The sequence below is a fragment of the Skermanella stibiiresistens SB22 genome, from assembly GCF_000576635.1.
Taxonomy (GTDB): Bacteria; Pseudomonadota; Alphaproteobacteria; order Azospirillales; family Azospirillaceae; genus Skermanella; species Skermanella stibiiresistens.
On the sequence record NZ_AVFL01000002.1, the window covers coordinates 149,576 to 162,033 of the forward strand.

Annotated in this window: 11 protein-coding genes; all 11 read left to right on the forward strand. The window is 66.3% G+C overall.

The features are described 5' to 3' along the window. The first annotated feature begins 15 nt into the window (after nucleotides 1–15). The 11 genes from N825_RS03330 to N825_RS03380 all read left to right on the forward strand — a co-directional run bounded on the left by N825_RS03330 (nucleotide 16) and on the right by N825_RS03380 (nucleotide 12,409). Nucleotides 16–1,695, forward strand: a complete 1,680-nt coding sequence (locus N825_RS03330; protein ID WP_245612997.1) for an NAD+ synthase — start codon at nucleotides 16–18, stop codon at nucleotides 1,693–1,695. A gap of 107 nt (nucleotides 1,696–1,802) precedes the next feature. Beyond that, entirely contained in the window at nucleotides 1,803–3,134 is a 1,332-nt protein-coding gene (locus N825_RS03335) for a cytochrome c peroxidase (RefSeq protein ID WP_198038164.1), read from the forward strand. Nucleotides 3,135–3,232: 98 nt separating this feature from the next. After that, on the forward strand, nucleotides 3,233–4,576 hold the full coding sequence (gene gltX, locus N825_RS03340; protein ID WP_037446983.1) for a glutamate--tRNA ligase: 1,344 nt from the start codon (nucleotides 3,233–3,235) through the stop codon (nucleotides 4,574–4,576). A 10-nt stretch (nucleotides 4,577–4,586) separates the two neighbouring features. Beyond that, nucleotides 4,587–5,966, forward strand: coding sequence for a cysteine--tRNA ligase (gene cysS, locus N825_RS03345; protein ID WP_037446985.1), 1,380 nt, complete (start codon nucleotides 4,587–4,589; stop codon nucleotides 5,964–5,966). A gap of 2 nt (nucleotides 5,967–5,968) precedes the next feature. After that, on the forward strand, nucleotides 5,969–7,573 hold the full coding sequence (gene cimA / locus N825_RS03350) for a citramalate synthase (RefSeq protein WP_037446989.1): 1,605 nt from the start codon (nucleotides 5,969–5,971) through the stop codon (nucleotides 7,571–7,573). 1 nt (nucleotide 7,574) lies between these two features. Next, nucleotides 7,575–8,348 carry an RNA methyltransferase gene (locus tag N825_RS03355; RefSeq protein ID WP_037446992.1) on the forward strand — a complete coding sequence of 258 codons (774 nt, stop codon included), beginning with the start codon at nucleotides 7,575–7,577 and terminating at the stop codon, nucleotides 8,346–8,348. A 79-nt stretch (nucleotides 8,349–8,427) separates the two neighbouring features. After that, nucleotides 8,428–8,688 carry a hypothetical protein gene (locus N825_RS03360; protein ID WP_037446993.1) on the forward strand — a complete coding sequence of 87 codons (261 nt, stop codon included), beginning with the start codon at nucleotides 8,428–8,430 and terminating at the stop codon, nucleotides 8,686–8,688. A gap of 192 nt (nucleotides 8,689–8,880) precedes the next feature. Beyond that, a complete protein-coding gene (locus N825_RS03365; protein ID WP_037447707.1) occupies nucleotides 8,881–9,552 on the forward strand; it encodes a winged helix-turn-helix domain-containing protein in 672 nt (223 codons plus the stop codon). Nucleotides 9,553–9,797: 245 nt separating this feature from the next. Further along, nucleotides 9,798–10,067 carry a hypothetical protein gene (locus N825_RS03370; protein ID WP_157618952.1) on the forward strand — a complete coding sequence of 90 codons (270 nt, stop codon included), beginning with the start codon at nucleotides 9,798–9,800 and terminating at the stop codon, nucleotides 10,065–10,067. A 9-nt stretch (nucleotides 10,068–10,076) separates the two neighbouring features. Next, nucleotides 10,077–10,322, forward strand: coding sequence for a YfiR/HmsC family protein (locus N825_RS38660; protein ID WP_281174348.1), 246 nt, complete (start codon nucleotides 10,077–10,079; stop codon nucleotides 10,320–10,322). 38 nt (nucleotides 10,323–10,360) lie between these two features. Further along, a complete protein-coding gene (locus tag N825_RS03380; protein WP_051511482.1) occupies nucleotides 10,361–12,409 on the forward strand; it encodes a TonB-dependent receptor plug domain-containing protein in 2,049 nt (682 codons plus the stop codon). Nucleotides 12,410–12,458: the final 49 nt, after the last annotated feature.

Sequence of the window (12,458 nt, forward strand, 5' to 3'; positions counted from 1 at the left end):
TGGCTTGCACACCCCATGACCGATCGCCCCCTGACCGATCATTTGGCCATCGCGCTGGCCCAACTGAACCCCACGGTCGGGGCCATCGAGCGGAACCTGGACCTGATCCGCGGCGCCCGGGCCGAGGCCTACGCCCGCGGCGCCGACCTCGTCGTATGCCCGGCCATGAGCGTGACCGGTCAACCGGTCGGCCAACTGGCGTCCAAGCCGTTCTTCCTCGACGCGGTCGCATCCCTGGTGAGGGACTTCGCCGAGGAGACGGCGGATGGCGGACCGGGCGTGCTGGTGGGGGCGCCGTGGCGGATCGAGGGGCGGGTTCACAATGCCGTCCTGCTGCTGGATGGCGGGCGGATCGTCACGGCGCGCGCCAAGCACGTGCTGCTGGATGGGTTTCCCTTCGACGAGCGGCACCTGTTCGCCGCCGGTCCCGTGCCGGGTCCGGTCAATTTCCGGGGCGTGCGGCTTGGTGTCCTGATCGCCGAGGACATGTCGACGCCCGATGTCGCCGAGGCGCTGGGTGAGTGCGGCGCCGAGATCCTGGTGGTGGCCGGGGGCGACGCGGTGGATGTCGACTCCGAGGATCGCCGGATCAACCTCGCGGTGGCGCGGGTGGGTGAGACCGGTTTGCCGCTCCTTTCGGTCAACCAGATCGGCGGCCATGATCAACTGGTCTATGACGGGGCGAGCTTCGTGCTGGGCGCCGACAACAGGCTCCGTCTCCAGGCGCCGGCCTTCCGCGACAGCCTGTTGGTGTCGCGCTGGCAAGCCGGGGCCGACGAGGTGTGGGTCTGCGCCGAGGGGGAACTCGCGGCACCACCGGTCGGCCTCGCGGCGATGTATCACGCCCTGATGCTGGGCCTGGGCGATCACGTCCGGAAGAGCGGGGCGGCCGGCGTGCTGGTCGGCCTGACCGATGGTGTCGACAGCGCCTTGACGGCGGCGCTCGCGGTCGACGCGCTGGGGTCCGACCGTGTTCATTGTGTCCTGCTACCGTCGCCCGGCACCAGTCGCCAAGCCCTGGAGGACGCGCGCGAGATCGCCGAGCTGCTCGGGTGCAAGATCGACGAGATCCCGATCGAGCCGGCGTTGCGGGCGACCAACGCGATGCTGGCGCCCGCCTTCGCGGGCCGTGACCCTGACCGGGCCGAGGACGACCTGAGATCCACCCTGCGCGGCGCCATCCTGCTGGCGCTATCCGCCAAGTTCGGGGCGCTGACGCTGTCCGCCGCCAACCGGACCGACATGGCGGTCGGGCGCGCGACCCTGCATGGCGACCTGTGGGGCGGCTTCGCGGTGCTGAAGGATGTCTACCGCACGACGGTGGTGGCGCTCGCCAACTGGCGCAACCGGCACCTTCCGGAAGGCGCCCATGGGCCGGCGGGCCGCGTCGTGCCAGAACGCGTCGTCACCGACATGAGCGACGTCGAGCCGCGGCCTGGAACCACGGGGGCTCGGATCCTGCCGCCGGCGGACGTGCTGGACGACATCCTGCGGTGCCTGATCGACAAGGATGTCGGCCTGGAGGAGATCGTCGCCCGGGATCACGATCCCGCCGTGGTGGAGCAGGTGTGGCGGACGGTCGCGGAGGCGGAGGGCCAGCGCCGGCAGTTGCCGCCCGGCGTCAGGATCACCAGCCGGAGCTTTGGCGCCTCGGTCCGCCTGCCCGTCGTCAACGGCTTCGCGACGCTTCCCTGACGACGAACGCGGCCCACCCGACGTCCAATTGGTCGCATCGATAATGCGAGTGACTTGCAGTAGTTTCCCGGCGACGGTATCCTGACCGTTCCGAGACCGAGAAGCTAATGCGTATCGACGCTATCCTCCCAGCCGTGGTCATCCCGGCCGTCACCTTGGCGTTCACCCTGCTGGCGCCGATGTCCGCTCCAGCCGAACGGCCGGGTCAGCGGGATTTGGACCCGGCGGTCGCCAGCGCGCTGGTCGAGTATGTCCGGCCGACCGCCGTGCCGTACCCCCGGGACAACCCGTTCAGCCAGGCCAAGGCCGAGCTGGGACGTAAGCTGTTCTTTGACACCAGCCTGTCCGGTGCCGGCGACCGATCATGCGCCACCTGCCACGCCCCGGTCTCAGGCTGGCAGGACGGTGTTCCGACCCATGCCGGGCTCGACGGCACGCCGCTCGGACGCCGAACGCCCTCGGTCCAGGACGCCGCCTGGGGCGAGCTGTTCTTCTGGGACGGCAGGGCCGGCAGCCTGGAGGAACAGGCGCTGGGACCCGTCCAGAACCCGCGCGAGATGAACCAGACGCTCGACGCCATGGTCCGGACACTCTCGGCCAACCGCGACTATGACGGCCTGTTCGCGGCCGCTTTTCCGGAGGACCCGAAGATCACGCCCGTCACGGTCGCCAAGGCGTTGGCCACCTTCGAACGGACGCTGGTCACGGGATTGACGCCGTTCGACCGCTGGGTCGCGGGTGACGCCGACGCGATCAGCGCCGAGGCCCGGCGCGGCTTCGAGGTCTTCACCGGCGCCGCCGGCTGCTCCTCTTGCCATTCCGGCTGGCAGTTCACCGACCACGCGTTCCACGATGTCGGCCTGCCCAGCGCCGATCTTGGCCGGGGTGACATCCTGAAGCTGCCCGAGCTGAACCACGCCTTCAAGACACCGGCGCTGCGGAACGTCGCCGACCGCGCGCCCTACATGCATGACGGCTCGCTGCCGACCTTGGAAGCGGTGGTCGAGCATTACCGGAGCGGCGTGGTCCAGCGCCCGACGTTGTCGCCCGACCTGCCCCGGATCGACGGGCTGTCGGACCGGGACGTCTCCGATCTGGTGGCGTTCCTCCACAGCCTCAGCCCCGACCCGGCGACGGCGGCGGACAGTCTCGCCGCCACCTCGCCCGATATCGGCGAGGCGTCCAACTCGCTGACCATCACGCAGAAGGACAAGCGGTTCAGCCAGCGGCACGTCCACATCAAGACGGGCCAAGCCCTGACGATCCAGAACGAGGATACCCGAGCCCACAACATCCGGGTGTTCGAGGAGAACATGGACTTCAACAGCGGCTACCAGGAGCCGGGCGAGCATGTCAGCCTGCCCTTCACCGAGGCGGGTACCTACCACGTCTTCTGCGGCATCCATCCCAAGATGAAGCTGCTGGTCGACGTCGAGTAGCGTCCCGCGTTAGATGCGGAACTGGGTTTCCGGCATTTCCCACAGGGTCGCGGTGTGCTATCCGTGCCGCCCCTGTGTACCGGAGATCCGTGAAGCTCATGAGCGTCGCCGTCCGTTTCGCGCCGAGCCCGACCGGCCTGCTCCATGTCGGCAACATCCGTCTGGCGCTGGTCAATTGGCTGTTCGCCCGCAGCCAGGGTGGCGATTTCCTGCTCCGGCTCGACGATACCGACCTGGAACGGTCGACCACCGACTACGCCGTGGGGATCGAACGCGACCTCCGCTGGCTTGGGTTGGAGTGGGACCGCTTCGCCCGTCAATCGGACCGGCTGGACCGCTACGCGCTGGCGGTCGAAAAACTCAAGTCCGCCGGCCGGCTCTACGCCTGCTACGAGACCGCCGAGGAGCTGTCCCTCAAGCGCAAGAGCCTGCTCGGCCGCGGGCTTCCGCCGATCTACGACCGGGCCGCCCTGCGGCTTAACGATGAGGACCGCGCGCGGCTGGAGGCGGAGGGCAGGATACCGCATTGGCGCTTCCTGCTGGAACACGAGTCGGTCGAGTGGGACGACCTGGTCCGCGGGCCGCAGCATTTTCACGGCCGCGATCTCAGCGACCCCGTGCTGATCCGCGAGGACGGCCGCACGCTCTACACCCTGTCCTCGGTGGTGGATGACATCGAGCTTGGGATCAGCCACGTCATCCGGGGCGAGGACCACGTCGCCAACACCGCCGTTCAGGTTCAGTTGTGGCGGGCGCTGGAAGGACAGGTGCCCGGCTTCGCCCACTTGCCCTTGCTGACCGACGCCACCGGCGCCGGCTTGTCGAAGCGGTTGGGCAGCATCGGCATCTCCCACCTGCGCGACGAGCAGGGGCTGGAGCCGATGGCGGTCAACAGCCTGCTGGCCAAGCTCGGCACCTCCGACGCGATCGAGGCGCGGACCTCGCTGGCCGATCTCGCCGCCGAATTCGAGATGTCCAAGATCGCGCGCGGCTCGCCCAAGTTCGACCCGGAGGAACTGGCGCGCCTCAACGCCCGGGTGCTCCACGCCACGGAGTTCGAATCCGTCCGCGAGCGTCTGGAAACCATGGGCTTCCTGGGTGTCGACGCCACCTTCTGGGAGGCGGTGCGGCCCAACCTGACGGTTCTGGCCGATGTCGCCGAATGGTGGCACGTCGCTCGCGAACCGATCGAGCCGGTGGTCGAGGACACGGAGTTCGCAGCCGCCGCCGCGGCGCTGCTACCCGCCGAGCCCTGGGACGAGACCACCTGGGGCGCCTGGACCGGGGCCGTCAAGACGGCGACCGGGCGCAAGGGCAAGACCCTGTTCATGCCGCTGCGCCTGGCGCTGACCGGCCGCGACCATGGACCGGAGCTCAAGAATTTGTTACCTCTGATCGGTCGCGATCGGGCCGAGGCCCGGCTCGCGGGCAGAGTAGCTTAAGGATAAACCGGTGCCGCTTTCCCTGTTCAACACGCTGACCCGCCAAAAGGAACGGTTCGAACCGCTGGTGCCGGGGAAGGTGGGACTCTATGTCTGCGGTCCGACAGTCTATGATTACGCCCATATCGGCAACGCCCGGCCGGTCGTCGTCTTCGACGTTCTCTACCGGCTGCTGACGCGTCTCTACCCCGATGTCCGCTACGTCCGGAACATCACCGATGTCGATGACAAGATCATCGACCGGGCGCGGGAGAACGGCGAACCGATGGAAAGCGTCACGGCGCGCACCGCCGAGGCGTTCCACCAGGACATGGCGGCGCTCAACGCGCTGCCGCCCGACATCGAGCCGCGCGCCACCGCCCACATCGCCCAGATGGTCCGGATGATCGAGCGGCTGGTCGCGGCCGGCAACGCCTATGAGGCGGACGGCCACGTGCTGTTCGCCGTCCCCTCGATGCCGGACTACGGCCGGCTGTCGCGCCGCTCCCGGGACGAGTTGATCGCCGGCGCCCGCGTCGAGGTGGCGCCCTACAAGCGCGATCCCGCCGACTTCGTGTTGTGGAAGCCCTCCCCGCCGGAGGTGCCCGGCTGGGCCAGCCCCTGGGGCCGCGGCCGGCCCGGCTGGCATATCGAGTGCTCGGCCATGGCCGAGACGCACCTGGGCGAGACCTTCGACATCCATGGCGGCGGACTGGACCTGATCTTTCCGCACCACGAGAACGAGATCGCGCAGTCCGTCTGCGCCCATGGCGGCGCGCCGCTGGCCCGCTACTGGGTCCACAACGGCTTCCTGACCGTGGAGGGCGAGAAGATGTCCAAGAGCCTGGGCAACTTCTTCACCGTGCGCGACCTGCTGGGCGAGGTCCCCGGCGAGGCGATCCGGCTGACGCTGCTCGGCGCCCACTACCGCCAGCCCCTGGACTTCACCCGCGACGCGCTGAGGCAGTCCAAGGCGACCTTGGACCGTTGGTACGGCGCGCTGCGCGCGGTCGAGGACGTTCCTGCCGCCAAGGACACCGCCCCTCCGGACGAGTTGGTCACGGCGCTGGAGGACGACCTCAACACTCCGCTTGCGATCAGCCACGTCCATGCCCTGGTCTCGTCGCTCAACAAGTCGACCGAAACGGCCGAACGCGCGGCGCTCAAGGGAACCCTGCTCGCGGCGGGAGACCTGCTCGGACTGCTGCGGCGGGACCCGACGGAGTGGTCGCGCGGCGACGCCGCGGCCGGCGGCATCGACGCGGCGGCGATCGAGGATCTGATCCAGCGCCGGAAGGACGCCCGCAAGGGCAAGGACTTCGCGGAGGCCGACCGCATCCGCAAGGAATTGGCCGACCAGGGCGTCATCCTCGAGGACGGCCCCGGCGGCACCACCTGGAAGCGGGCCTGATCATGGCTGAGCGGATCCACCTCTACGACACGACGCTCCGCGACGGCGCGCAGACCCAGGGCGTCGACTTCTCCGTCTCCGACAAGATTGCCATCGCGCGCGATCTCGACGCGCTGGGAATCGACTATGTCGAGGGCGGGTGGCCGGGAGCCAATCCGACCGACGACGCGTTCTTCGCCGACCCGCCGGACCTCGCCAACGCGAGGTTCACCGCCTTCGGCATGACCCGCAGGCCCGGCCGCAGCGCCGCCAACGATCCCGGCCTCGCCGGCTTGATCGGCGCGAAATGCGACGCGGTCTGCATGGTCGGCAAGACCTGGGACTTCCATGTCGACGTCGCGCTGAACATCCCGCGCGAGGAGAACCTGGAGCTGATCGCCGAGAGCATCGCGCTGATCCGCGAGAGGAAGGGCGAGGCGCTGTTCGACGCGGAGCATTTTTTCGACGGCTACAAGGCCAATCCGGACTACGCGCTGAGCTGCCTGACCGCGGCCTACGCGGCGGGTGCCCGCTGGATCGTGCTGTGCGACACCAATGGCGGCTCCCTGCCGGACGAGGTCGAACGCATCGTCCGCGCCGTGGCGGAGAGCATTCCCGGCGGCAACCTGGGCATCCACACCCATAACGATACCGAGAACGCGGTCGCCAACTCGCTCGCGGCGGTCCGGGCGGGCGCCCGGATGATCCAGGGCACGCTGAACGGCTTGGGCGAGCGGTGCGGTAACGCCAACCTCGTCTCGCTGATCCCCACCCTCATGCTGAAGATGGGCTTCGAGACGGGCATCACGGCGGACGGCCTGCGGCGGTTGACCCAAGTGTCGCGCGGGCTGGACGAGCGGCTGAACCGGGCGCCCAACCGCCACGCGCCCTATGTCGGGGAGAGCGCCTTCGCCCACAAGGGCGGGTTGCACGTCTCCGCGGTCGAGAAGGACCCGACCAGCTACGAACACGTCGATCCCGCCCGGCTCGGCAACCGGCGGACCATCGTCGTGTCCGACCAGGCCGGCCGCTCCAACCTGCTGGCCCGCTTCCGGGAGATCGGCATCGAGATCGACGCCCGCGACGAGCGGATCGGCGATCTGGTCGATCTGGTCAAGCGGCGGGAATACGACGGCTACGCCTACGATGGCGCCGAGGCTAGTTTCGAGCTTCTGGCCCGCCGCGCGTTGGGCGAGGTCCCGGAGTTCTTCCGGCTGCAATCCTTCCGCGTGATCGACGAGCGCCGCTGGAACGCCAAGGACGAGCTGGTCACCTTGTCCGAAGCCACCATCAAGCTGGACGTCGGAAGCCAGTCCCTGATGACGGTGGCGGAGGGCAACGGCCCGGTCAACGCGCTCGACATCGCCTTGCGGAAGGCGCTGCTGCCGGCCTATCCCCTGTTGGAGGGGCTGCGGCTGGTCGACTACAAGGTTCGCATCCTGACCCCGAACGACGGCACCAAGGCGGTGACCCGGGTGATGATCGAGAGCACCGACGGCCACGGGGAACGGTGGAGCACGGTCGGTGTTTCCGCCAACGTGATCGACGCCTCGTACAACGCGCTGCACGACAGCATCTCCTATCGCCTGTTCCGCGCCGGTGGCGCGACGGCACACGACAGACGGTGACATGTCAGGAACCAATCCAAGGCGGGAAGCCGTGCTCGGCGGCCCCGCGATCATTCTGATCGAACCCCAGCTCGGCGAGAACATCGGCACCTGCGCCCGCGCCATGCTCAACTGCGGCCTAACCGACCTCCGGCTGGTGCGCCCGCGTGACGGCTGGCCGAATGGCAGCGCCACCGCGTCGGCGTCCGGTGCCGATCTGGTGCTCGACAACGCCAAGCTGTTCGACACGACCGAGGAGGCGATCGCCGACCTCGCCCATGTCTTCGCGACCACCGCGCGCAACAGGGGGATGATCAAGCGGATCATGACACCCAAGGAAGCGGCGGTGGAGATGCGGGCCCAGTCGGTGGCGGGTCTGACCACCGGCATCCTGTTCGGCCCGGAACGGACGGGATTGTTCAACGACGACCTTGCTTTGGCCGACACCAGCCTGACGGTTCCGCTGAACCCCGCCTTCAGCTCGCTCAACCTCGCCCAAGCCGTGCTTTTGATCGGCTACGAGTGGTACCAGACCGCCGACGCGACTCCGGGCCGCTATCTCCATACCGGAGCGACCCGGCCGGCCACCAAGGACGAACTGGTCAACCTGTTCGGCCATCTGGAAGCGGAACTCGAGCAATGCGGTTTCTTCTCCTCGCCGGAAAAGAAACCGTCAATGATTAGAGCTATAAGGAATTGCTTTCAGAGAATGGATCTGACCGAGCAGGAAGTCAGGACGTTTCATGGAATAGTTTCGGGACTTGTCGGCCGCAGGAAGCCCACACCTAAGGAATAGTATAGCTGGCTTTTGTATAAGGTTTCGTTTTCTGGCACGGCCGTTGCTGAGATCGCCTCATCTTTCGCATGGGGGTATCATGGATATCGAGAAGTTCGGCAACGCTCTGCATCGCGCATTCCGGCATTTGCAATTTGCGGGTCAGGGTGGAAAGGCCAAAGCCAATCTGATGGAGGCGGGCATCCTGCTGAGCGAGGCGATCGAGGAGATCGATCTCGCCCAGATGGTTTTGGAGGACGCGGGGGCCAGCGAGCTGGACCGCGCCGATCTGCGGGAAGCCACCGCGCAGATCCTGGAGGCCTCTCAGCTGATCGGCGGAGTCCATGCCAGGATGGCTTGATGTCCATTTCCGATGCTCGCCAAGCCGTGGGGATCGCGTGCGCGAAGTGCGCCAATCACCATAAAGCTTGTAAGGCCTATCCGCCGGCATTACTACTAAAGTAATGCCGGATGCAGGCGCCGGCGCTGATCGGAAGCGGGCGACATGGATCGGGAGGCGGGAATAGCGGCGCCAAGCCGGCAAACGATCCTGATGGTGGAAGACGACGAACCAACCCGCGCCGCCACGGCCGGGTGCCTGCGTGGGGAAGGCTACCAAGTCGTCGAGGCCACCAGCCTCAGTGAGATGGATGCCGCCCTAGCGGCCCGCCGCGTCGATCTGCTCTTGGTCGACCTGCTCCTACCCGATGGCATTCCCTTCAATCGCCTGGGCCAACTCCGCCAGACCGATTCCCTGGGAATCATCGTCACATCCAGGCGCGCCGAGGAGATCGACCGCATCATCAGCCTGGAACTGGGCGCCGACGATTTCCTGGTCAAGCCGCTCAACTTGCGGGAACTGGCGCTCAAGGTCAGAAACCTGCTGCGGCGGCTGCGACCCGGTTCCTCCGGAGCGGGAGCGGTCCATCATTTCGACGGCTGGATGCTGGATATCGCGCGGCGGTCGCTGCGGGATCCGGAGGGACGGGGTGTCCGCCTGACCCGCAGCGAATTCGATCTGCTGACAATGATGTCCTGCAACCGCGGATGCATTCTCGACAGGGATCGCCTGACCACCGCCGTCAGCGGACGGCCCGGTTCCCCCGATGATCGGACAATCGATGTCCTGATTGGCCGGTTGCGCCGCAAGATTGAAGTCGATCCACAAGACCCCCGTCTTATTCTCACAATACACGGCCAAGGCTATTGTTTCGCGGCTGTTTGATTTGTGCGCACTGCCAAGATTTACCATACGTTCGCATGGGGCTGTTCAGACGCCCGCAGTCGAAATTGGGGTCCGTAACTTCCTGCGCGTCATATTTCAATTTAAAGACTACAAGCTCGACACCATAAATTTACATTTTTTCACAAAAAAATTTAATCTTTTGCTAGAGACATCCGGGCGCAAACGATAGTTTTCGAACAGCAGGACATACTGAAAACTACCCGCCAACCAGCGAGGACACGCTTATGAAGTGGAAGGCGATTGTCCTGACGGCTCTCCTTTGCCTGCCCGCGGCCGCCGCTCACGCAGAAGTGGCGGTCGACGATGTGCAGGTGATCGCCAAGTCGTTGGGCTTCATGGCCGCCAAGCCGGCCACTCCGGCGAAGATGGCCATCATCTTCGCGCCGGACATAGCGGCATCCCAGGCCGAGGCCGAGAGGCTGGCGGGACTGCTGGGAGCCGGCTTCAAGGAGGGCGCCTTGACGCTGGAACCGTTACTGGTACCGGTGACGTAGCTCGCCAAGATCGCGGGCGCCGGTGTCGTCTTCGTGACGGTCGGCATGCAAGCGCATCACGCCGCCATCTTCGAAGCGGCCAAATCCCAGCATCTGCTGACCGTGTCGACCGATCCGAGCTGCGCCCGCGCTGGTCGATGCGTCATGTCCGTGGCCACCCAGCCCGCGGTCGAGATCCTGGTCAACAAGCAAGCCGCCGATCAATCGCAGGTCGCCTTCAGGGCCGCCTTCCGCATGCTGATCGTCGAAATCTGATGCCGCTCCCGCCTAGCGTGACGCCCCGAGGATACGCCATGAAGACCTTGTTTCCACTCGCATCCATCGGCCTCGCGCTCGTCCTGGCCGCGCCGGCTCATGCCCAGACGATCAATTACGGTGATCTGGAAGCCTTGTTCAAGGAGCCGGTGACGACCAGCGCGACCGGCAAGCCGCAACGGCAGACCGAGGTTCCGGTGACCATGGACATCATCAGCGCGGAAGACATCCGGCGCTCGGGTGCCACGGGGATTCCCGACATCCTGCGGAATGTCGCCGGCGTCGATATCTGGCGCTGGACCAATGGCGCGTCGGACGTCGGCGTGCGCGGCTACAACCAGGGTTATTCGCCTCGGCTGCTGGTGCTGGTGAACGGCAGGCAGGTCTATCTCGACCATTATGGCCTGACCAACTGGAGCGCCATCCCGGTCGAACTCTCCGAGATCCGCCAGATCGAGGTCGTCAAGGGGCCGAACTCCGCGCTGTTCGGCTTCAACGCGGTCGCTGGGGTGATCAACATCATCACCTTCTCGCCGCTCTATGACGACGTCAACACCGCGACGGTGCGCGGCGGCACCCAGAAGTACCGCGAGGCGTCGCTGGTCAACACGATCAAGTTCGGCGAGAAGGGCGGCTTGCGGATTTCCGCCGGCGCCTCCAACTCCGATGAGTTCGACACCGCGGCGAACCCCATGGTGAGCCTGCTGCGGCGCGATCCCGAGCGCCGCTCGATCAGCATGGATGGGTTGTTCCAGGTCGGCCCCGACACCCAATGGGGCGTAGACCTGACGCGCAGCCATGTCGAGCAGACCGAGATGCTGTCGATCTTCTCACCCGTCGCGGCCACGACCGACACCTATTCGGCGCGGACATCGCTGACCGGCGAGGGGGAATATGGCCTGTGGGAGGCCTCGATCTACCGCAATTGGTTGGAGGCCAGTCTCGACAGCGGCAACGTGCTGCCGACACTGCCGATCAGCAACAGCGTCACGGTCGCCAAGCTTCAGGATCTCTTCAAGGTCGGGACCAGCCACAGCTTCCGTATCAGCGCCGAGTACCGCCACAACGCGATGGAGACGGTGCCCCACAAGGACGCCACCGTCTCCTACGACGTCTATTCCTCGGGTGGGATGTGGGATTGGGCGGTCACCGACACCGTGTCGCTGACCAACGCGGTCCGGGTCGACCATCTTCGGCTGGATCGCGGCGGACCGATCGGTCTGGTGAATGTGCCGGGCGCCAATGGCCCGTTCACCAACGACGACTACGACAAGAAGCTGACGGAGTTCAGCTACAACAGCAGCCTCGCTTGGCGCCCGACCCGGCTCGACACCTTCCGGCTGATGGCGTCGCGCGGCGTCCAGCTGCCCTCGATGATCGGTTTGGGCTATTCGGACGGGTTTCCGGTGCCGTTCGGCCCGATCGGCGCGTCCCGCCTCTCGGGAAATCCCGACATCGATCCGATGGCGGTGATGAACTACGAGTTCGGCTATGACCGCCGCCTGCCGTCGATCGACGCGCTGGGCCGTTTCAGCCTGTACCGCCAAACCTCCAAGAACCTGATCGGTGACATCGACGGCACCCGGATCACCGCCATCTCACCCGCCGGCTACGACTTCCTGTTCAGCAACATCGGCGGTTCCAACGCGACGGGCGCGGAGATCGGTCTCGATGGGCGGATCGGAACGTCCTGGCGCTGGGGGGTGAACTACGCCTTCGAGATCATCGACGACGATCTGGTCGCGGCCTACGACGACGGCAGGGCCGGTGGCGCCGCCTTCGAGGACAGCACGCCGCGCCACAAGGTCAACGCCAAGCTGGGCTATACCCTGGGCGCCTTCGAAGCCGACCTGTCAGCCCACTACGTCTCCGGCGCCAAGGTGCCATTCTATCAGGTCAACACGGGCGGCACCCAACTGGTCAACGTCGATGATCAGATCACCTTCAGCGGGCGGCTTGGCTATCATGTCAACGACGTGTTCACCGTCGCGCTCGAGGGCCTGTCGTTCAACCAGACCTCCCATCGGGAGACGTCGATGCCCGAAGTCGAGCGGAGGGTCTATCTCTCGCTGCGCGCCGATTATTGATCCTCTGATCGGATAGCCTCGCTCGGGACCGGTAACACTGACTGGAGAA